Here is a 21,505-nt window from a genome sequence, read left to right as displayed (position 1 = left end):
CCGCAGAGGAATACCATGGGTATCACCATCAAGAAGCCTGAATTGGATATCGATGGGCAGCGCTGGGTTGATTTTGCGCCAGGCGCGAAGCTGCTCGTAGCGTCCTTCGGCAACCCGATGTTCAAGTCACACAAGGCGATTATTCAGCGCCACCTGGATTCGATCGACCTCCAGACGAAGGCGGGCACCAAGGACTTCAGCTTGGACGCGGTCGCAGAGGTCGAGATCGAATCGGGCGATGACCTGTACTTTGAATTGGCGGCGCGCCACTTGATCAAGGACTGGCAGGGCGTGGACGTTGCTGATAACCCTGGCGTCCCGGCCCAATACACTCCAAAGCTCGGTGTTGAACTGCTCAAGATGATGCCTGACGTTTACTGGACTGTTGTCCGGGCTGCCTTGGACATCATGACCAGGGCCAAGGAGCGGGCAGCAGAAACAGCGGAAAAGCAGTAGCGGCATATCGCTGGGGTAGGGACTGGGCCGGGCCGGAGAACGAAAAGAAGCGCTGGAAGCATGAGCGCCTCGGGTTGACGGTCCAGGAATCACCAGAGATCGACGACGTAGTTGCCGAAATCCTTGAGGCCTACGGCCACATTGGACGGTCCAGGCAGTACGTTGGCATGTTCGGTGCGCCTGCGCCTATTGCGCCGTCCGCCATTGTCGAATACCTCGACCGCTACCCTTCGGTGATATGCCGCGAAGAGTTCGACGCCGCAGTGTTCGCACTGGACGAAGAGTTCAGGAAGCGTTGGAGCGAAGAGCAGGAAAAGCAGTCTGAAAAGAGGGGGGAGAAGGGGTCTCGCCGATAGAGCGCTTCTTTCGGGTAGCAGTGATGGCACTCGAAGCAGGGCGGATGGTAAATTCTGCCATCGACTCAGGGGGGGCTCATGGAAATTCCAATTGTCTGGCTTGCTGTCGCCGCGGTAACAGCCTACTTCGCCAAGCAGAAAGGGCGCAGTGCTGGGGCCTGGTTTGCGCTGGGCTTTCTATTCTCCATTTTTGCCCTCATCGCTATATGGCTGGTGAATCCAATTGGCATTGACGATGCAAAGAGCATCGAAATCGCAAAAAAATACGGATCGTCCGCAAACTACCGCAAGTGCCCATACTGCGCTGAGGTAGTCCAGCGCGAAGCCATCAAGTGCAAGCACTGCTCCTCAGACCTAGAGCCGGTCACAGACTGAGCAGACATTCAACCGAAGCCCGCCGAGTGCGGGCTTTTTTATGCCCGGAGTTTGTATGAACCAAGAGTCTCGCCTGGCGGTTACGATCGACTCCAGAGGCGCTCAGCGTGATGCCCGCGCTATGACTAAGGACCTCAATGCCCTTGAGTCAGCCGGCAACCGTGTTGACCCGGCGATGGATAGGGCCGAGGCTGGTATCCGCGAAATGGGCAATCAGGCGTCAACAAGCGCCTCTAAAGTCAGAACGCTGGAAGGCCAGACAGACCGGCTTGCTTCGGCAGTCACCGGGCTTGCCGGACCAATTGCGGCGGCATTCAGTGTTGCGAAGATCGCAGCCGCTGCTGAGCAGTACGTAAACCTGACAAACCGGCTTCGATTGGTAACTGAAAGCGCAGAGCAACTAGCCTTCGCCCAGGAATCGGTTTACCAGGTCGCCCAGAGCTCGCGGCAGTCGCTCGAGGTTACCGCCCAGGTCTATCAGCGTGTTGCGCAGAACGCGCGTCAGCTCGGGCTCGACTTCTCTGATGTGGCAAGCGTCACCGAGACGGTGGCAAAAACCGTGGCGCTCAGCGGTGCCAGTGCACAGGCCGCTGATGCCGCTATGGTTCAGTTTGGCCAGGCGCTGGCGTCTGGAACGCTGCGTGGCGACGAATTGAACTCGATCATGGAGCAAACGCCGGCTTTGGCCCAGGCAATCGCTCGCGGCCTTGGAGTGACCATCGGCCAACTGAGGGCAATGGGTGCAGAAGGTAAGCTGACATCCGAAGCATTGGTTAAGGCCCTCCAAAATCAGAAAGACAAGGTCGACGAACTAAGTTCGGCCATGACCCTCACCGTCAGCCAAGCGATCACCTCTTTCAATAACGCCTTGATCACCACTGTTGGCAGGCTGGACGAGGCTACCGGGGCAAGCAGTAGGCTAGCTGGCGGGATTGCAGCGCTGGCACGCGCCATGGATGGGTTCAACTCCGGCGAGTTTCTGGACTTTTTCCGCAAGGACAAGCAAACCGTAGCCGGGCTGAACAACGAGCTCAGCGTCACCATGGCCGGTATTCGTGACCTGCAGAACGCAAGGTCAAAGCTGGCAAAGGATGACCCGGCTGATACGGTCTTTTTCAAGTTCAAGTTCTACGACCGCGCAGAGATTGATGCCGAGATCAAAGAGCTTGAGGGGAAGTCCACTGCGATCAGAGCGATCGTAAGCAAGATGGAGTCAGCAGCAGCCGGGACTGGTGCGCAGAAGCCAAAAGGCGAAGAGCCTGCCACGGTCGTTAACGCTGAATACGAAAAAATGCTGGCCAGCCTGAAGAAGCAGGCCGCCCTACAAGGGGAAAACACAGAGGCCGCCAAGGTCAGGTATGCCATTGAAACTGGAGAGCTTGGCAAGCTTCTGCCAGAGCAGGAAAAGCTGCTGCTGCAGTACGCCGAGGAAAAAGACCGGAAAGCTGCCGCAGAAAAGGCGGCTAAGGATCTCGGTTCGGCAAACGCAAAATCTACCGCCGAGGCAAAGAAAGGACTCTCCGAGGCTCTGGGGTTGTTCGCCAAGCTGTATGGGCAATACGACCCTGCCGCTCAAGCGGTGCGCTCCCTCACCAGAGAGCAGCAACAGCTCCAATTTGCACTGGACCGTGGCGCAATCAGCCAGAGTGAGTACAGCAAAGCACTGGCGCAGGCATCCATTAACTACGCGTCCATTGTTCAGGGGCAGGATCAGCACCTGGCCAGGCTGAAGCAGATCAACGAAGAGTACCTCAAAGGTCAAAGCCTGGCAGAACTCTACGCTCAGAAAGCGGCAGCGGCTGGAATCCAGGGGCCGGCGGGCAACATCGCCAGGTCGGGTATCGATTCGGCAATCAAGGGGCAGATTTTCAGTGGGAAGCCAAATGCCTCGGTGATTTCGGCCGAGGTTGGCGGGCCAAGCTCGGAACTGGCCCGAATGGCTGAAGAGAATGCCCAGCTTCAGGCTTGGTACGACCAGCGAATTGCTATGTATCAGCAGTATCGCCAGCTTGAGGTTGAAAACGCGGCCCAGTACGACGAAGCCATTCGCCAGCTTGAACAGCAGCGGGCCGAAGATACAGTGAGAAACGATCAGGCCATGAGCATGGCTCGAATCTCAATGGCGCAAGAGATGTTCGGCGATCTGACCAGCCTTGTCGGTACGTTTGCCGGTGAGCAGTCATCTGCATACAAGGCGATGTTTGCTGTTTCAAAGGCTGTCGCAATCGCTCAGGCATTGATCAATGCGCCGAAGACCGCCAGCGATGCTTACGCGGCAATGGCTGGCATTCCAATCGTCGGCCCAGCGCTCGGTATCGCTGCAGCGGGCGCTGCGCTCACAGCGCAGATGGCTCAGGTCGCGTCGATCCGCTCGATCAGCCTCCCGGGTTTCGCCACCGGCGGATACGTGTCCGGCGCCGGTACCGGCACCTCCGACAGCATCATGGCTCGCCTGAGCGACGGGGAATTCGTGGTCAATGCCGCGGCCACCAAGCGTAACCGGGCTCTGCTGGAGGCGATCAACTCGAACGAGCGGGTGTCGGTGGCTGGTGGTGGTTCGGTTGCTTCGACTCAATCGTCCGGTGGCATCCAGGTGCCCGTGGCCGCCCAGCCAAACGTCACCGTGAACCTGATCGAAGACCGGTCCCGCGCCGGCACTGTTGATCAGCGCACCGGTGACGACGGCCAGCTGCAGATCGACGCCTTCGTTGCGGACATCTGGGGTGGCGGTGAGCGTGCTCAGGCCCTTGAAAGCACCTACGGCCTCAAACGCATGGGCTCCTAACGAGGAACGGCAATGATTCAATACCCGGCAGAACTGCCACCCCCGCTACAGGAGGCCTACGGGCTAAGCACTGTAAGTCCGCTATCTTCCACCAAGCTTGTGACCGGGCGAAGGCGGTTTCGGGTGAAGCACAGCTATGTGCCTAACGACGTGAATGCCAGCTTCATATTCGAGGATGACGAGGCGTCGTACTTCGAGGCTTGGTTTGAAGACACTTTGAAGAATGGGTTCGAGTGGTTTTTGTGCCCACTCAAAACTCCAATGGGATTTCAGCTGTACGAAGCTAGGTTCCTTGACGGGTACACCGGTCCAGATCTTGTTCAGGTTTCTCGATGGAAGTACGGCGCAAAGCTGATGCTGCGCAATAAGCCGCGCATGCCGCCAGAATGGCTGGATTTCCCGCAGTACTGGATGAACAAAGACATCATAGACAGGGCGATCAACCAGGAGTGGCCAGCAGCATGAGTCTGATCGAGGAGTGCTACGCCTCGGGCAGGGGCGAACTGGTCGACACGATCGAGGCCAAGAAGGAGGGCGGCACCGTCTCCCATCTGTACTGCTCTGGCTGGGAAGACCGGGTGTGCACCACCGAGGACGGCCGCACGCTCACCTTCATCGCGATGGCCATGGACCTTGCACTGCCCAAGAACGACAACAGTGCGTTCCAGAACCTGGTGCTGGGCCTGGACAACGTGACCGGCGAAGTGCAGGAGGTCGTGGAGGAGGCGAAAGCGGCCGACGACCGCTTCATCATCACCTTCCGCCGCTACCTGGCTGAAGACCTGTCGTTTCCGCAGGAGCGGTACCGCATGACGTTGCTCAGCAGGGAGTATGAAGACAACGTGGCGAAGCTAACCGCAGGCTTCTACGACCTGCTCAACACCAACGGCCTTCGCACCATCTTGACCACTTCCATAGCACCCGGCCTGGCGTACATCTGACCATGATCGAAAAATTCATGCGCGCCCCGTATCGCGAGGGTGCACGGGGGCCTATTGCCTTCGATTGCTGGGGGATGTGCCGGGCGATCCGTCACGACCTGTTTGGCCTGCCATGGCTCCCGTCGCTGGGAGCGGTTGGCAAGGACAAGATCCGCGAAAACACCAAGGCCTACCGCAGTCTCCGCAAGGCAATGGAGGAATGCGCCCCTGAACCTGGAGCCATTGCCGCGGTGCTGCGCGGTACGGCTCTTTTGCATGTAGGCACCGTCCTCCTGAGCGAAGGGCGCCTGAAGGTGCTGGACACAAACCCCGGCGGCGCTTGCCTCCGGACAACCGGCGAGTTCGAAGCCGCTCACCCCAAGGTGGTCTATTACCGTGATCGAGTTCTACCCGAACAAGCTGAGTGACACGGCGCCGCTCGGCACCTGGAAGACCGACCGCCGGATGACCATCGAGGCCTGGCTGAAGTCGTTGGCACCGTCCTACGAGCGCCGGGAAAGCCCGCCAATCAGCGTTGTCCTCAATGATGAGGTGATCGAGCAGCACCTGTGGCACAAGGTGAAGTTCAAGCCATCCGACCTGCTCCAGATTTACCGCGAGCCGAAGGGCACCGACCCGTTCTCCATCACCTTCGCCCTGTTCAAGGGCGCCAAGGCGGTGCTGAAGGCGATCATGCCCAAGATGCCTGGCATGCCATCGAGCGCCGGCACCCAGCAGGGCGACCCGCTGATGGATGCCAGCGCCAAGGGTAACAAGGTCAAGCTGGGCGACCCGGTGCGGCAGATAGCCGGCCACCAGCGGGTCTATCCGTCGTACCTGGCCCAGCCACGCCGCGCATTCCTGGCGCCACGCGACCAGCGCGTGGAAATGCTGCTCTACATCGGCGAAGGCGAGTACGAAGTGCCGCTGGCCAAGGTCAAGGTAGGGGAAACTCCGCTTATCTCCCTGGGCGCGGATGCAACGTTCACCATCTATCCGCCAGGCGCTGACCTGTCGGCAGATCCAGCGCATATCAACTGGTTCAACGCTCCAGAGGTGGGGGCCAGCTCCAGCGGTTCTGCCGGCCTGGAACTGACCATGGCCACCGACCTGACCAGGTCGGCCACCGCATCGGCGTACCAGTTCGTCGGCGACACGATCAGCGTACCGGCAGGCTCAGGCCAGTTCCCGGCGGACTGGTCGAACGGTATCATCGTCCGCGTTCTGGCGCCCTACACCTACACCGTCATTGACGGAGGGGCAGGGCGCGACATCGTGCGTGGCCCGCTGGAAATGTTGAACCCCACGCCTGGCATGCTGATCGAGGTTGCAGGGGCGAATGCTGGCCTTTACGTCGTGCACAGCTACACGCCATACAGCCCAGCCGTGCCGGCCAACCCTGGCACGGCATCTACGCTGACCGGCTCGGCGGCGCCAACCCGATACGACTTCGACGTCACCCCGCTGAGCTTCACCCTGTTCCGCGGCGCTACCAGCTACCCGATCACGCTGAACACCGCGACCACCAACCTGTCCGGGCTGGTATCGGCGCTCAACACGCAGTTCAGCGGTAAGCCGTTCCAGGCGCAAGTGAGCGGCAGCGTGCTTCGCATTGTCGAACTGACGCCATTCGCCGGCCAGGCCATCACCGCTACCGGTGCTTCCACCATCTTGGGGGCGTCGCCAGTTGGCGCCACAGGGACTGCCACTACCAGTGCAATCCCAGAGCAGCCAGCCGAGATGACCCTGGACTATGACGGCGGCTCACCAGTGGTAGGTCTGGCACTGGGCCAGGGGCTGGCCACCATAGGCCCGCGCGGGCTTCGGTACCGCATCACAGCATTCAGCACAAGCCTGATCGAGGTTGAACGGCTGTCAGCGTCCGGCTCGACAGACACCGGCTGGCCAGGCTTCAACGCCATGCAGACGGTCAACGGCCTGATCACGCTGGACGCATCTAACCTGCAGGGCGGCTACCGCGGCCCGTTCGCCTGTTGCCCGGAAGGCGAGAAGGTCACGATGATCGAGTGGTCGGTCACCTACGCAAATGGCTTGTGCGGCATTGGCCGGGAAGGGCAGATCTACGAGATTCCGACCTACTACGCATTTGAGTATCGGGACATGGATCTGGCCGGCGCCTGGACCGTCATCGAACTGATGAATGCCGGTGGATCGCTGGATGCCCAGGGCTTCACTGACCGGGTGACACTGCCATACCCAATGCGCGCCGAGGCCCGGGTGCGCAAGCTGTACAAGGACCGCCCGGGGCGGATCAACGACGAGGCCCGCGACGACGCAACCTGGACGGACCTCCGCGGACGGATGCAGAACTCTCCTACGAGCTATCCGGGCCTGACGGTGATGACCTGCAATATCCGGGGTGGTGACCGTCTTTCTGCGCAGTCGGAGAGCCAGGTCAGCGTCGAGGCAACGCGCATTCTGCCGCTGATGGAGGGCGGTACCGGCCCAAGCCGCGACATCGTGCCGTACTGCATCCACCAGCTGAAGCAGCGCGGATACACGGACGACGACCTGGACCTGCCCGAGTGGCAGGCCTTCCATGAGATCTGCGTGGCCCGCGGCGACACCTACGACGAGACGCTGGACGCGACGATCACCGTGAAGGACATGGTGAACAACGCCCTGGCGTGTGGGTTCGGCGAACTGGTGACGTTCCGGGGCTTGCTGAGGCCGGTACGGGACAGCGCCCGTGCGGCTTTCGACGTCACTTATGGGCCGAAGACCCAGACCTACTCGCCACAGAACATGACCAAGATGCTGAAGATCAGCGGCGCCATGCCGTCGATCAACGACTTCGACGGCGTGGATGTGGAGTTCTTCTCGCGCACCACTTGGGCGTGGGAGACGGTCGAGTGCCGCTGGCCTGGTGACCTGGGCAACAAGGTCGAGAAAATCAAGATGCCCGGCATCAGCGACAGGACCAGAGCCTGGCGCATCGGCATGCGCCGCCGTGGCCACCAGAAGTTCAGGACCGACGTTTACACATGGGAAACCGAGATGGACGGCAGCAACAGCGGCTATCTCAGCTTCGCAGCAGTCGCTGACGACAGGCCGAAGGGTTGCCAGAGCGCGATCCTGCTGGCCTTCGAGGTGACTGGGGCGGGAACTCTGCTGACTTCGTCCGAGCCGCTGGACTTCAGCGCCGGCGGCGAGCACCGGATTGGCGTACGCAAGCTGGACGGCACGCTGTCTGGTCCGTGGACCGCCACGCAGGTTGATCAGTACACAGTTCGGGTGGATGCGCTCGACTTCACGCCCGTGGTCGACGGCCCACTAGAGCCGCCGCACATCCTGTTCGGGCCAGCAGCACGCTGGGCCTACCCAACCCTGATTACCAGCTCCGACCCCGCAAACGGCAACGTCGCTATGAAAGGCATGCCCTACGACGCCCGCGTTTACACCTACGACGATCTGTTCCCGCCGGCATGAGTTGGGAGCAATGAATCTAGCCCGCCATGCGCGGGTTTTTTGTGCCTTGGAGAACAACATGGCCTACAACACCGGAAATCCTGTTGGCTCAAACGATCCGCGCGATTTGAGCGATAACGCTACCATCCTTGACCAGGTCATGAATGGCACATCAGTTTCAGCGCTGGGCCGGCTCGGAAACTATTTGCTCACAATGTTCGGAATGAGCGCTAGATTTGCTGCTGATCAGGCTCAGCGAGCATTGGAATTCGACAATCTCAAAACAGAGATGGACGAAGAGTTTCAGCGCCGCCTAGCTTCGATTGGGTACGAGGATCTGGGCGTTTACACAGCGGGAATTAGCCTCAGCACCTACAGCCAGGTGGTGAGAGTGGATGGGGAGTTCTTCAAACTAGCAGCTTCGACGCCCACGCCATTCGTGACAACCGGGAACTGGCTGGCAGACAAGGGGCTGTTTGTGTCGGTTGGCGACAACGTGCTGAGGGGCGAGCTTGCCCTTTCGAGCGGCCCATCACTGCTTGGATGGCGTATCGGAACAGTCTACGACAAGCTAGGTGAGCGGCTGAGTGGCCTCGATCATGGTGTTGATTATACGGGCGCAACCGATAGTAATACCAAGATCTTGGCATTGATCGCAGAAGGTGAGCTCACAGGAAAAGCCGCTAGGCTAGGTCCAGGAACAATTGAGATAAGCAACGTTTCCCCTACCAGCACTACTGGGCTGCGCTTGGAGGGGGATGGTATGAGGTCTACCAGATTCAAGAGAACTGGCAGCTCAAATATCATGACCTTCAAAGGCAAGCAATATCTTGATTTGTCAAGGTTTACTCTAGATTTGGATAAACCAAATTCATCAGATAACGGTCATGGCATTACCCTTATCGATCAGCCAAGAGCCCGTGTGAAGGAAGTCTCTGTAGTCGGCAATAGAGGGACAGGATCAAATATTATCGCATATTCCTCCGATCCCGCCGTAAGGAGGGAGGGTATAGTTTTCGAGGATCTGTATGTTGAGGGGGATATTGCTAATAGCACAAACACAAACGGAACTCTTATAGAGAACGGTCTTTTCTGTCGCCAAAGTGGTATTTTGGCAAAAAACATAAAAGAGTTCGCTGTGGAGTACAAGAATGATACAAGATATTCACTTCTTTCTGATATTATCTCTTACAATTCTAATTATGCGATAGGTTATGGTCAAACTACCACGGATGACACCGGTGTCAGTGGTTGCGTTGCTACAGGAATTGTAGGGCTTTCGTGCTCAACTGGCATCGTGGTTGGGAAAGGAGATTTGAACGTATTTTCCGGGGCAATGCTGAACAGCACAGGGTCCCCGGGAACCGTGAAAAGGGGGGTTTCTACCGCCACTGAAGCAGAACAAAATATGTTCGTGGGGATACTTACCGCAGGAGATATGATTGAACCAGTTCGATTTGGCTCTAGTCGTAACTATGTTCAAATTGCGAGCCATGATGCTTCTACTAATGTTGTTTCCATTACCTCCGGATCTGAAAAAAACGTAGCTGAAATTGCGCACCCTGGCAGACGGACAACGATACTAAGCAGCATTCTTAATGTGTCGGGAAACCCAATAAGTGGCGCAACTGCGAATCCTGTCTACAGTCATGCTACTGGTGAGTATGTAGGCACTCTTTCTGGGCGTTGGAGGTACAGGCACGACGTTTCGGGCGCCAGCGTACTGAGTGCCGCAAAGCATGTGGTAGAAGGCAAAGGCGATGTGACTTACAACGTTTCTACAGATGGTACTGGCTACGCGGGCCTTCAAGTGTCCACCCCGGCTGATAGTGCGTTTGTAGTATATAGAGTCGGGTCAGGCTCGGGAGGTAACTGGCAAATAGGTGGTAGTGGCTTCAACTTCCAGCTATCAAAAGCGTCAGTGCTTCCAAGCACTAATGGCGAAACAGCTTTAGGCGGACCAACGAAAAAATTTAGTGAGATCCATGCGTTAAATGGAACAATCATCACTTCCGACGAGCTTGCTAAGGTTGATATTGAGGCCATTTCTGAAGCTGAAGCAAGGGTGTGCGCTAAGATCAATTTCAGGAAGTTTAGGCTGAAAGACGCTGTTGATCGCAAGGGCGAATCGGCAAGATTCCATTTCGGCGTAATAGCTCAGCAAGTGAAGGAGGCATTCGAGAGCGAAGGGCTTGATGCGTTTGCATACGGGATACTTTGCTACGACGAATGGGAGGCTAGCCCGGCAGTCTACGAAAGTATTGACTATGGGAGCGTCTATGCAGGAAGCGAGGAAGGTAGCAATGAAATTGGTGACCTGATCGCCTCGGAAGTTCCTGCAGGCATAGATGAGCCTGGCACTGTCTGGGAGTACACGCACACCAAGCAGGTTCTGGTGGCGGAAGCGATTGAGGGGGGCTGCAGATACGGCGTTCGTTATGACGAGCTGTACGCTTTGATGATGGAGTGCCTGCAGAAGAAGCTCTTGTAGTAAAAACCCCCTCTTCCGAGGGGGTTCGTATCACGCCTTATGACTGCGTATTGCTTTGTGCGTAGCTCAAAATATTTGGCAGTTTCTCATAGAGTTACAGCGATCCTGTGGTGCTCAGTTCCGGCCTAGGTTGCGTACTACTGGGCTAAGCGCTGCAATAGGATGAGGTACCGTGCCAGCCTTTACAGCGGCTTTGCCGATCATTTCTGAGCCGATCATATTAATATGACCAGAGTCATAGTAGAGCAAGAAATCTTTGTCGTACGCTGAGCAGATTCCGTTTTTACAGATGTGCGAGCGAATATCGAAGGTTGCTACATTCGGGTATTTGCTAGCCTGTTCTTTTAGGAACTTATTAATTTCACTGTCACCATTATCCGGCATTACCGCTCTGGATTTGCAGTCCATCCCAGGGAAACGAATTGCCTTTGCAGTGCACATGCGATCTAATCCGGCAAACAGCGGTACGTTTAGCGCGATGATCACCTGGTTGCCATTGGTTGCCAACTCATGGATAGTTTTAGCTATCTGCGCCTGGCCGCCGTTAATGGCGTATCTTTCCCAAGCGCCGCCTACAATCACTGTTTTATACTTCTTCGACTCCTCGAAAGCGCTCTCGTTGAACGCTCTGCAAGAATCTGCCTGCGCTTTCGTTATCAGGCCATCTGCAACCCTAACTGGCGGGCACGACGAGTGGGAAATGTTTCGGAATGAGAAGTGTTCGTTTTCCGCAATAGCTTTCAAATAGCCGATATAGTGAGCGGCATTTGAATCGCCCCACAGCAAAGTATCAGGCTTAACTGATTCATCACCGTTAACGCACGCTTCCGACTTCCATTTCGCTGGCTCGTACTTGTTCATCTGGCAATTAAACGGGTATCGGCTAGCGGACCTGGTATTGAAGTAGTGCTGGGTCAGCTCTTTTTTGTAAATCCACCGATCGTCGGTTGGTAAATAACCGTTGGTCTGGATCAAGACATACCCAAGCACCATCACGGCGGCGCTGGTAGCAAATATCGGTGCTGCCTTGGTCATCAGCCAGCGAGGCGAGTAGGTACGGAATGGTGTTTCGATCAGTCGGTAGGTGATCTCGGTAAGCAGCAGCATGGCAGCGGCACAAGCGATGCCGCCAGCCAAGCTTGGCTCGCCGTAACCCGTAGCGGTAGAAAGCCAGCACCGGCCAATGCCACAGGTACAGGGAAAAAGATCGAAGTCCGATTGCCCGGGCGACTGGGTTGGCAAGCGCTTTGGCCAGCAGGCCGGACTTGTCGGAGCCGCCTAGGATCAACAGTGCCGCACCGACCGCTGGGACTATCGAGCGGACGCCAGGGAATCCGCCTGTCTCGTCTAGCACGGCCAACGAACCAGCAATTAGGGCCACGCCGAATATGCCCGCGGCATTCGCCACGGCGGAGCTGATGCGCCGCAAGTCCAGCCATAGGAAGAGCAGGGCACCCACCAGCAGCTCGCCTGCGCGGGAAGGCAGCATGTAGTAGGCGAATGATGGATCACGCGTAACGTAGTACTCACTTACCGCGAACGATGCTATAGCGATGATCACAGCCGCGGTAGCCAGCAGGCGTTTACCGCCCAGCTTCATGGCGATGATCATTAAGGCCGGCCACACTAGGTAGAACTGTTCCTCCACACCAAGCGACCACATGTGAAGAAGTGGCACAGTCTCGGACGACTGAGCGAAATAGCTGGTGTCGAGGAAAAGCCAGAAGTAGACGTTAGCGGCTGACAGAGCTGCAGCGATCGCAGAGCCTGACAGGTCTTTCACATCACTCGGCATCATGAGAAGCGAGCCGGCGACCAAAGTTATGGCCGTGACGAAGATGGCCGCAGGCAAGATCCGGCGCACTCGACGACCGTAGAAGTCAGCGAAGGAGAAGCCATCGCCCTTGCCGTAGATGATCCCGGTGATAAGGAACCCCGAGATGACGAAGAAGATGTCTACACCGATAAACCCGCCTGGCATCCACTGCTTGTTGAAGTGAAAGATTGTAACCGCCAAAACGGCCACTGCCCGAAGACCGTCAATGTCCGGTCGATAGGCTAAGTGTTTGCCTTGCATTTTTGATTTCCCTGTCATGGGGCCGCTGAATAAACGGCCGATGATACCGTTTTGCCCGCAGTCGCGGGCTTTTTTGTGCCTGGAGAAAACATGGCCAGACTCACCGAGACCCAGGCCGGAGGCGCGAACGTGCTCCGGTTTCTGGACCTGATTGCCTTCTCTGAAGGCACCTCGACCGTCAAGGCGAGCGATGACGGCTACAACGTGCTGTATGGCGGCGGCCTGTTTAAGGGCTATTTTGACCACCCGCGGCGCAAGCTGACCTTCCCAATAAACGGCAAGCCCGTAACCAGCACGGCAGCCGGCCGATACCAGCTGCTCGAGCGTTACTGGGATGCGTACCGGGTCAGCCTTCGCCTGTCGGGCGGATTCACGCCGGAGAACCAGGACCGCATTGCGCTGCAGCAGATCCGCGAGCGCAAGGCCCTGGACGACATCAAGGCCGGCCGTATCGAGCAAGCGATCGCCAAGTGTTCGAACATCTGGGCCAGTTTCCCTGGCAATAACTATGGGCAGAACCCACACCGCCTGGAAAAGGTGCTGGCTCAGTGGCAGAAGCTCGGCGGGGTGCTGGCATGACCTGGCTTGGCGCGGTACCGGCTTGGTGCTGGTGGCTGATTGCCTTGGTGCTAGTTGCCGGCGGGCAGCATTACCGGGTTGTGCTTGCTAATGGAGAGGTCACAGCGGCACGCAAGGAACTGTCCGACTACCGCCTGGAGGTCTCCGAGCGGGACCGGCGCGCCGCCGCCCAGGCCAGAACCGAGGAACAGCGCCGCCAGGCCGTGGCGGACCAGTAGGGTGAGAATGCACGCAAGAAACTGGAACTGGCCCAAGGCCGCGCCACTACTGCTGAGTCTGCTGCTGGTGGGCTGCGCGGTGAAATCGCCAGACTGCGGGACGGTCGAACAGCAACCTGCGACGCCATCGCTACCCAGCAGCGCCAAACAGGAGCCTCTACCGTCGTGGTGCTCGGGGAGTTGCTTGAAGAAGCTGACCGAATGGCGGGAAGCCTCGCAGAAGCGCTTGAGCGGAGCCGAATAGCAGGTGTCGCATGTCAGAGCATTCTTGCTGCAACCCAGAAAAAAGCCCGCTGATAAGCGGGCTTATTCAAATTGGCTGGTTCAGCTCAATTGATTACGCGTTGAGCCAGTTGGTAAATTTTCATGGAGCCAACCACACTTAGGTGGCCTTCATCTCGGTAAATAGGCACGCCATCAATGATGCTGACGCACGTAGATGTGTTGCATAGAGTATCCGAGAGGCGAACAACCTTAACATGAAGATCCTGCTCGAGGAACGAATAGAATTGGTCAAGATTCTTTGAGTACCGCTCAAATACGCTTCGTGGCTTACCACAGTCTAGATTATCACCAAAGCTTACCTTTCCGCTGAGGGTTCGCTCCATGCAATTCAGATTTTGCGTAGTTATTCCCGGAGGGCTGGCGATAACTATGACTTGCTTTCCGGAGGATCGCAGCTTTTCGATCGTGTTAGATATATCGCTTTTTAGTGAAGGAAGACCGGTATCAACAAGTACGTTTTCACCTTGCGGCTGGCGTACGGACATTTTTCCGCCTGGGTTGGCGTAGCTGGCGAATGATGCAGCGAGAATCACGTTCTTGATCGACTCGTCATTCATGATGAAGTTCAAGACCTTATCGTTGAATGAAATACAATTCGTGACTTTTTGAGGGATAGTTGTTTTCGGATTGAATGGTGACGTTCCAATGAACGGCGGGCAGGCGCTGAACGTGGCTTGGCGAAGGTCAATGTTCTGCGTCTTTGCCAGCCCTGGCACATTGTGCATCGCGTAAGAGTCTCCCCAAACAATAGTGGCTGGACTCTTACTGGTTTTACACGCAGGGTCATCAGAGAAATTGAAGTTGTCACACTTCTTGTTCAGTCCATAGTTCGGCGCGCGGTTTGCGCTGAAATCGATGGAAGGTTTCCCAGCCTCAACTACTGCAAGATGAATTGCGAGGACCGCGGCACCAGCCGCAGCGTACGTTGCGAAGGTAGGGAGGGCGCGCTTGCCGGCGAAGCGGAAGGGGTTCTCAATTGCTTTGTGCATAACAACTGCCAGAACCACCGAGAGGACGACAACGCCAACTTTGGTTTCCAGAGGGATTGGGCCGACGTAGGAACTGTTCATGAATACCATGAGCGGCCAGTGCACAAGGTAAAGCGGGTAGGAGATATTGCCCAGGCTAGAAAGCGGCTTCAAAACTTTAGAAGAGTTTAGAGCTTCGCTACGAGCAAGAATCAGTATCAGCGTGGCCGCACAAACTATGAGTGCATCCAATCCTGGATGAGGGAGGCCTGTAGTAAAGAACTGGATGGCGATCAAACCAACAATGGCTGGTACTACCAAGGGCTTGCACGCGCTTCTGACCCTATCGCTATGGGCCACGAGAGCGCCAGCAGATCCAATCAATAGCTCCCATGCGCGCGAAGGCAAAAGGTAGAATGCTGCACTCGTGTCTGTCGACAAGAGATAGATGCAAACTGCAAGGCTGGCAGCTATGAGAGTTGCAATTGTGTGAGGCCAGAGTCGGCGAGGAGTGAAGATCAGAATAACCGGGAGAAATAGATAGAATTGCTCTTCAACCGCCAAGGACCAAAGGTGAAGCAGCGGTTTGAAAGCGGCAGCAACGTCGAAATATCCGGTTTGCCCCCAGAGCACGAAGTTAATGCTGAATGTGAGCGCGCCAATAATCTGTGACTGGAGAGCTTGAAGCTCAATAGAGTTCAGGAAAAAAACAGAGCCGATGGAAGTCAGGATTATCGTTGTAAAAGCAGAAGGAAGAAGCCGGCGCGCACGCCGTAGATAGAAGTCCGAGAATGAAAAGGCTTTATCTTTGATCTTGCCGGCGATGATCGAGGTAATCAAGAATCCAGAAATTACAAAGAATATATCAACTCCGAGATACCCGTTCTTCAGGTACATCAGGCCTATGTGGTCTAGTACTACTAGTGCTACTGCTAGCCCCCTTAGGGCTTGTATATCCTGTCTTATTGAGCTCATTTAAATCACTGCAAGGTTTCTGGTTGGCTGATAAGGCTGCAGTGCGTTTTAAACTTGACATTCCATGGGCTCGAAGCTTGGTAAAATTCCTAGCCCCTCTGCCTAAGAGCGCAAATTGGCGCACGTGTCCCTGGCGAAACGCTGGCACTATACAGAAAGGCCGCCAGAATTTCATGACCGGCCTGACGAGGGCGCGACGAATGAACAGGTCCATACTAGGGATGATCGAAGCAGGCGAGCCACTGATCCAGCAGGCCATCGAAGCCATGCGGGAGTACCACCAGGCACAGGACCATGGCGCGCCGCCTGAAGAAGTCGAGCGTCTACGCCTATTGGCGGATTCGCTATACCAAGCGGTTCTCGATTACCAGTTAATCCAAGCAGGGCGGGCACCGGCTACTATTCAATGATGGCGGCCTCAGAATGGAGTTCAGATGGAGACTAAACCACCGTTCCTTTATCCGGACCATCCCATGTATACCGACGCCGTGCAGGCATGGAAGCGTCACCATGAAGCTAAGGCCTCTGGTGCGCCGGCGGAAGAGGTAGAGCGTCTGCGGATGATCGCAGAGTCACAGTGTCAGGCAGTCACCGACTACCAGCTCAAAGCGTTAGGCGGCCCTGCTGGTCCGATTCACTAATTGGTTCGATCAGCTCGGCGCCCTGGTTGCGCACATTGCCAACGGCCGTGCCAACCCGGTACCACGCGAAGGCCTCGGCCGGCTCTCCAAGGTTGAGCATCAGTTGCTCGGCATGCTCGCTCGGCATTTCTGCTCCAATCCACTCGTAGGCCAGTTCTGGCGACAACACGACAGGCCGACGGTCGTGAACATCGACCATGCCGCCCCGGGCATCGGCGGTGATGATCACAAACCCGTCGTGCTCGCCGCCGGTGAATTGGCCGATCGACGCGCAAAGGGCAGGGCGCCCGTCCCGGCGACGGATGTAATACGGCTGCTTCTTCGGCCCACCTGCATCGACCCATTCGTACCAGCCGTCGATAGGCGTGATGGCACGGTGCGGCCAGATCGCTCGGAAGAATGGGCCGTGCGCCACCTTCTCGACCCGAGCATTGATCGGCGCAGCCCGGTCGGTTGCCCAATGCGGCCGCCATCCCCACCTCACCAGGTCCGCCCGCGGACCTGCGTCATCAACCCGCAGCACTGCCACCGGAGTGGTCGGCGCAACGTTGTACCGGCCAAGCGGATGTTCGCCGACGTTGTTTCGCCAAGTCTCGGGCAGGCTCAGGGTTTCAACGAAGTCGTGTATGCCCCGGTACTGGCTCAACCTTCCACACATAATTGATTCCTCCGAAACCATGAGCGTAGGTTAGGGCATGGTTCTCTTGACCAGCTCCCCAAGGTTGAGAGCGAAGCCATCTCTGGTCAGGTCGATGCCATAGGAACATCGAGCCGTGTTCATCAGGTGCACGTATTCGACATACGCGCAGTTTGCACGCTTGTGCTCCACGGCGATTTGCGCCTGCAGGTCCTGGTTGATCTGGACCAGCTTGTTGATGTTGCGATTGGCCTGAGCAAGGTCGTGCCTGAGCAGGTCATTCTCGTTGCAGAGCAGGTGGCACTGGTGCTCGAGCATTTCTTCTCGAGTTGGCATGCCCAACTCAAAGCCAGTGGTGTCGATGTCCATGATGAGCGTCTGAATCTAACTGTATATGTATACAGTATTTGCATTCGTGCTCGTCGCCAAGCCTGGAGCGACAAAGTGACAATGGCGGTATTGGTGTACAGGAAATTGAATTAACGGAGTATGCCGAATCGGCATGGAGGATGGGCACAGACTGTCGGACCAATCGGCGAACCAACCAGTGCGTTTTGGCGGGGGATAGAGGGGAGTTTCAGCCAGTAAAACCTACGCATCTCCACCTGCTAAACCCCATTGCATAGCGCATGGTGATGTTAGCGGTAGAAATCAAGTGCTTGTCCTGCGGGGGTTCCAGAGGTGTATTTAGGCCCTCTCGTCAGTTTTGGGCCAATTTTGGGCCAATTCGACTCGGGGCGGCAGCTTCTCCAGCTCCCTCCAGTCCGAGGAGGAGCTGATCCATTTCGCGTAGGTAGAGAGCAACATCTCGACGCTATGGCCGAGCTGGTTCGCGATGAACGCGGGGTTCATCCCAGCCATCAGGCACATGGTTGCGTAGGTGTGGCGGGTGTCGTACTGCCGGCGTTCACGGATGTCCAGCGCCTTGAGCGCTGATTTGAAGTGGCGGATTGTAACACTTGGTTCGTTGATCCACAGCCCACCTTTGCTCGGCTGGCTGCTGGAGCTGGATCCGCTGTCGCTAGAACTGCTGCTGTCGCTCGACGAGTAGCTGCTGTAGTCGCGGCTTGAGCACGAACCAATTGAACGCGCCGGCTCATAGCTGTCGACCTGGTAAGCGGGATGTAGCGGGCTGACCGGGCTCAACGGGCTCAGCGGATCAAGCATCGGATCTTGCCGACCGGCTGCCGGGCTATGGCCGCGCGCGAAACCGGTCGGGCCTATGACCGGACGGTGCTTCGGCTTCTTCTTACATTTGAACAAGCGGGTCAGGAAATTGAGCATGAGTCTCTCCATGCCCGGGCATGTCGGCGGGCTTGAGTTGTAGGGGGAGGGGTTACTCGCTGTACTGCTTGCTGTTGCGGTGCCCCAGCTCGATGGTGATGGCAACGCATATAATGCGTTAGGGATCACCTCAGCCCGGCTTTTGGCCGAGCCAAACCCGCCTGGAACGGCACCATGCCGGACGGGATATCACTCAGGGAAATGAGAAAAATGAAGACCGCTATCAAGGCCGGTATCGCAGGCGCGGTGCTGGTAGTAGTGGGCGCAGCCCACGCCGAGCTGCACGGGGAAGAAGCAGAGAATGCAGCACGGGATGCAGCGGTGCGTCAGTACGCGGCGAAGCTGGAGGCCGATTGGCAGCAGTGCTTGAGGAAGCCGGAGACCAAAACCACCCAGGATTCAGGTCTTTGCGCATATGCAATGCGGGAGGCGGCTAAGGATGCTGTGAAAGAGAAGTACCAGAAGGCCCTGGCCACCGCAAAGGAGTACGTCGATAAAGGCTGGCTCCCGAAAAATTTACCGGCCATGATGCCCCAGGCGCAGGCAGCGTGGGAGCAGTTCGTAGAGGCAGATTGCGGTGTGGTAGGTGCTCTCGTCACTGGGACCGCGAGCGCTACCTATCAGATAGTGTGCGAGTACAAGCACCAGATACAACGTCTCCACGACCTGGACCAATGGTGATTTTGATGGTGATTGATAGACGCAGGTCGTCGTAGTCAGGCCGGTCGCCCGATTTGGCCGCCTAGATGATTTCTCCGAAAGTTTTAATGGCTTGTCTCCAGCGGCCAGGGCCTCAGCCTTCAGTGAGGCGTACGCCACGCCATCCAACGCGCTGTCCTCGTGGTATTTGTCGGAGTTCTGCCACTGGCGCACGTCCTTGACGACCTGCATCAGCAGCCAGCCTTCTGCTTCGGTGAGATCGCGACCGGTTATGGCGTTGAAGGCTTGGACCGTCTTCACCATGCTGCGAGTGCCGTCCGGTGCGTCGTACTGCTTGCCGCGCTCGGCCTGTACGTCGATGGCGGCCTGCAGGAAGTCGGTGGATTTCTTCACAGCTCATACCTCTCATCAATCCAGCGCCCAGGCGCCAGAGCGGGTGTAGGTTCGGGTTGGGTTTCGTGCGGGTAGAACTGGCGCTCGTTGCCGGCCTGTAGCTGGCTGTCGGGGATGCAGCTGATGCCGACATGGTTGAGGATGTAGCAGGTGACGCCGCGCTGGCTGTCGTGCTCGACGTCGATGACGTTCTCGGTTGCGCTGGCTCCGGTGGCCAGCAGCAGGAGGCAGAGGGCGAGGCGAGTCATGGCTGCACCCGCTTGAACTCGACCGCCCAGACCCATGGGTTGGCGCTCCACAACTCATCACCGTTGATGCTGCTCCAGAGGCACTCGAATACCCAACCTGCGACACGCTGCTGATGACTCGACTGGCCACCGAGGCGGTCGGGCGGATCTTTAGGCCTGGGTTCCGCTACAGCAAGGCCGAGGTGCTGCTGGGGATGGACCTGCGGCAACCAGGTGAGTTTTCAGAGGATTTGTTTGCGCTCAAGCAATCGGTGGCATGTGACCGGCTGATGCAGGTGATGGATGACATCAATGAGCGCTGGGGGAGGGGGACAATGCGAGCCGCCAGCGTGCCGGCGACACCGGACTGGGGGATGAGGAGAGAGATGATGAGCCAATCCTATACAACGCGGATCGATCAATTGTGGACGGTCAAATGTTGAGCCTGCCAGCGGCCTGGCTGGCCGAACTCAATGATCAGCCCGCTCTGATAGCCGATCCGGATGGCCGAGCTAGGGTGCTTGCCGAGCTCGCGATTTCTGCGCACCGACGCGGTTACGTTAATGCGAGCCAGTTGGCTGACATGCTGGAGTTTGCCGAGGCGGCTAGGCTGTGGGCTTTGATTGAGGATGGAGAGGTGACTTGAGCCGATCGATGCGCCCCGCGGCTAGCGGGGCGTTATTTTTGCCGGTCGTGAATGGCTGCCTTCGACCCAAAGCAGACAGTTGGCGGTACTGCGATCTCAATGAATGTCAGGTACCACGACGATCTCGACAAAACCCTCAGACCTGCAAGGTGGCTCGAACGCGGCCGCAACTGCCTCGATACTCGCTTGCGGCACTTGATGATCCGAGCGTCGCAACGCATTGCGTGTAAGCGCTTGCTCCAGCGAAGTTCTCAACCAGACGGCGGTGACCGGTACCCCATGCTGTGCGGCCAATACCAGTATCGGCTCACGATGTTTGCGTCGCGGCAGTGCCGCATCGAAATACAGGCAATGGTTGTCTTCCCCAGCAGCACGATTAAATTCGATCCAACTGCTTTTTCCCGCACCCTGCACGCCTACTACCAATATCAACCTGGCATTCGGCCCGGCCCGCGAAAGCGCAGCTTCCAGCGCCAGCATCACCAACCGCCAGGCATCAGCGTTCCGCGATTGGCTGAATACTCGCCCGCCGAGGGTTTCAAGGTAATCGTCCGGATTGAACACGCGCGTATCATCTGCTGGGGCAGATGACCAACGATATCCAGTGAGCGGCCATGATTGTCCAGCCAAGTTGATGGATTTCGTTGTCGCCTTGCTGCCACCACAATGCCGATAAAAGTTTCTATGCGGATTATGGGACAACACCCAAGCCAGCAAATCTTGACGGCCCGGTGCCTGAAGCTGCATCGCCACCGCCAGCAGCAATCGTCGCCCAATGCCCCGATTTTGCCAGGGGGGTAGCAGATACAAGGCATAGAGCTCATTAACCACATCTGACGCCGAGCTTCGGTTCGGCCCTCCCGACGAAAAGCCCACGATCTCTCCCGCCACTTTGGCTGTGTAGTAGAACACGCCACTACGGGCGAACAGGGCCTGATGCCGTTGCAACTGATCTTCGACGGTTAACCCGGCCAGATATGCATCTGGCAGGACTCCATGGAACGTTGCCTGCCAGGCCTTCACCGTAACGACCGCGATGCCTGCCAGATCCTCAGGGGCTGCCGGGGTAACGAGCAAGTCCATATGAGTTCTCTCAGGGAGCC

At 57.2% G+C, this 21,505-nt stretch carries 22 protein-coding genes and 2 pseudogenes; 15 read left to right on the top strand and 9 right to left on the bottom strand.

Annotation, left to right across the window (positions count from 1 at the left end; all coding sequences use genetic code 11):
• Window positions 1–15 precede the first annotated feature (15 nt).
• From QIY50_24715 to QIY50_24675, 9 genes are all read left to right on the top strand, one after another.
• Window positions 16–456: a hypothetical protein gene (locus tag QIY50_24715; GenBank protein ID WGV20423.1), complete on the top strand. Its 441-nt coding sequence runs from the start codon at window positions 16–18 to the stop codon at window positions 454–456.
• Window positions 457–530: 74 nt separating this feature from the next.
• Window positions 531–812: a hypothetical protein gene (locus tag QIY50_24710; protein WGV20422.1), complete on the top strand. Its 282-nt coding sequence runs from the start codon at window positions 531–533 to the stop codon at window positions 810–812.
• Window positions 813–890: 78 nt separating this feature from the next.
• Window positions 891–1,187 (top strand): hypothetical protein, encoded by a 297-nt coding sequence (locus QIY50_24705; protein WGV20421.1) that lies wholly within the window; start codon window positions 891–893, stop codon window positions 1,185–1,187.
• A 121-nt stretch (window positions 1,188–1,308) separates the two neighbouring features.
• Window positions 1,309–3,972, top strand: coding sequence for a tape measure protein (locus tag QIY50_24700; GenBank protein WGV20420.1), 2,664 nt, complete (start codon window positions 1,309–1,311; stop codon window positions 3,970–3,972).
• Between the two features lie 12 nt (window positions 3,973–3,984).
• Window positions 3,985–4,437 carry a transposase gene (locus QIY50_24695; protein WGV20419.1) on the top strand — a complete coding sequence of 151 codons (453 nt, stop codon included), beginning with the start codon at window positions 3,985–3,987 and terminating at the stop codon, window positions 4,435–4,437.
• Window positions 4,434–4,913, top strand: a complete 480-nt coding sequence (locus tag QIY50_24690) for a DUF1833 family protein (GenBank protein ID WGV20418.1) — start codon at window positions 4,434–4,436, stop codon at window positions 4,911–4,913. The genes QIY50_24695 and QIY50_24690 overlap by 4 nt, the downstream gene beginning before the upstream one ends.
• Window positions 4,914–4,915: 2 nt before the next feature.
• Window positions 4,916–5,320, top strand: coding sequence for a hypothetical protein (locus QIY50_24685; protein WGV20417.1), 405 nt, complete (start codon window positions 4,916–4,918; stop codon window positions 5,318–5,320).
• Window positions 5,289–8,342, top strand: a complete 3,054-nt coding sequence (locus QIY50_24680) for a host specificity factor TipJ family phage tail protein (protein ID WGV20416.1) — start codon at window positions 5,289–5,291, stop codon at window positions 8,340–8,342. Before QIY50_24685 ends, QIY50_24680 begins: the two co-directional genes overlap by 32 nt.
• A gap of 58 nt (window positions 8,343–8,400) precedes the next feature.
• Complete coding sequence (locus QIY50_24675; GenBank protein WGV20415.1) at window positions 8,401–10,812, top strand: tail fiber domain-containing protein; 2,412 nt, start codon at window positions 8,401–8,403, stop codon at window positions 10,810–10,812.
• Between the two features lie 114 nt (window positions 10,813–10,926).
• Here QIY50_24675 and QIY50_24670 read toward each other — a convergent pair whose 3' ends face one another.
• Window positions 10,927–11,673, bottom strand: coding sequence for an SGNH hydrolase domain-containing protein (locus tag QIY50_24670; GenBank protein WGV20414.1), 747 nt, complete (start codon window positions 11,671–11,673; stop codon window positions 10,927–10,929).
• A gap of 22 nt (window positions 11,674–11,695) precedes the next feature.
• Window positions 11,696–12,889, bottom strand: a complete 1,194-nt coding sequence (locus QIY50_24665) for an acyltransferase (GenBank protein ID WGV20413.1) — start codon at window positions 12,887–12,889, stop codon at window positions 11,696–11,698.
• Window positions 12,890–12,979: 90 nt separating this feature from the next.
• Between QIY50_24665 and QIY50_24660 the strand changes: the two genes are divergently transcribed.
• Entirely contained in the window at window positions 12,980–13,468 is a 489-nt protein-coding gene (locus tag QIY50_24660; protein WGV20412.1) for a glycoside hydrolase family 104 protein, read from the top strand.
• Window positions 13,465–13,983 (top strand): annotated as a pseudogene (locus QIY50_24655) (DUF2514 family protein). Before QIY50_24660 ends, QIY50_24655 begins: the two are co-directional and overlap by 4 nt.
• A 32-nt stretch (window positions 13,984–14,015) precedes the next feature.
• Here the strand turns inward: QIY50_24655 and QIY50_24650 are convergent.
• On the bottom strand, window positions 14,016–15,914 hold the full coding sequence (locus tag QIY50_24650; protein WGV20411.1) for an acyltransferase family protein: 1,899 nt from the start codon (window positions 15,912–15,914) through the stop codon (window positions 14,016–14,018).
• Window positions 15,915–16,114: 200 nt separating this feature from the next.
• Here QIY50_24650 and QIY50_24645 point away from each other — a divergent pair, with 200 nt between their 5' ends.
• Both QIY50_24645 and QIY50_24640 read left to right on the top strand, forming a co-directional pair.
• A complete protein-coding gene (locus QIY50_24645) occupies window positions 16,115–16,324 on the top strand; it encodes a hypothetical protein (GenBank protein WGV23115.1) in 210 nt (69 codons plus the stop codon).
• A gap of 24 nt (window positions 16,325–16,348) precedes the next feature.
• Complete coding sequence (locus QIY50_24640) at window positions 16,349–16,555, top strand: hypothetical protein (GenBank protein WGV20410.1); 207 nt, start codon at window positions 16,349–16,351, stop codon at window positions 16,553–16,555.
• On the opposite strand, the gene QIY50_24635 is transcribed toward QIY50_24640, so the two are convergent.
• The 5 genes from QIY50_24635 to QIY50_24615 form a co-directional block, all read right to left on the bottom strand.
• Window positions 16,518–17,213: an SOS response-associated peptidase family protein gene (locus QIY50_24635; protein WGV20409.1), complete on the bottom strand. Its 696-nt coding sequence runs from the start codon at window positions 17,211–17,213 to the stop codon at window positions 16,518–16,520. The two genes, QIY50_24640 and QIY50_24635, sit on opposite strands and share 38 nt — an antisense overlap.
• A 30-nt stretch (window positions 17,214–17,243) precedes the next feature.
• A complete protein-coding gene (locus QIY50_24630; GenBank protein ID WGV20408.1) occupies window positions 17,244–17,561 on the bottom strand; it encodes a hypothetical protein in 318 nt (105 codons plus the stop codon).
• Window positions 17,562–17,879: 318 nt separating this feature from the next.
• Window positions 17,880–18,476 carry a hypothetical protein gene (locus QIY50_24625; GenBank protein ID WGV20407.1) on the bottom strand — a complete coding sequence of 199 codons (597 nt, stop codon included), beginning with the start codon at window positions 18,474–18,476 and terminating at the stop codon, window positions 17,880–17,882.
• Window positions 18,477–18,992: 516 nt separating this feature from the next.
• Complete coding sequence (locus tag QIY50_24620) at window positions 18,993–19,529, bottom strand: hypothetical protein (protein ID WGV20406.1); 537 nt, start codon at window positions 19,527–19,529, stop codon at window positions 18,993–18,995.
• Window positions 19,526–19,777 (bottom strand): hypothetical protein, encoded by a 252-nt coding sequence (locus tag QIY50_24615; protein ID WGV20405.1) that lies wholly within the window; start codon window positions 19,775–19,777, stop codon window positions 19,526–19,528. Before QIY50_24615 ends, QIY50_24620 begins: the two co-directional genes overlap by 4 nt.
• 89 nt (window positions 19,778–19,866) lie before the next feature.
• Between QIY50_24615 and QIY50_24610 the strand changes: the two are divergent.
• A pseudogene (locus QIY50_24610) lies at window positions 19,867–20,199 on the top strand (DUF4113 domain-containing protein).
• Window positions 20,193–20,402, top strand: coding sequence for a hypothetical protein (locus tag QIY50_24605; protein ID WGV20404.1), 210 nt, complete (start codon window positions 20,193–20,195; stop codon window positions 20,400–20,402). Before QIY50_24610 ends, QIY50_24605 begins: the two are co-directional and overlap by 7 nt.
• A gap of 96 nt (window positions 20,403–20,498) precedes the next feature.
• Here QIY50_24605 and QIY50_24600 read toward each other — a convergent pair whose 3' ends face one another.
• Entirely contained in the window at window positions 20,499–21,485 is a 987-nt protein-coding gene (locus QIY50_24600; protein WGV20403.1) for a GNAT family N-acetyltransferase, read from the bottom strand.
• Window positions 21,486–21,505 lie beyond the last annotated feature (20 nt).

This window comes from Pseudomonas putida (genome assembly GCA_029953615.1).
Classification (GTDB): domain Bacteria; phylum Pseudomonadota; class Gammaproteobacteria; order Pseudomonadales; family Pseudomonadaceae; genus Aquipseudomonas.
The sequence above is the reverse complement of the archived record's forward strand: the minus strand, read 5'-3'. Positions and strand labels throughout refer to the sequence as shown.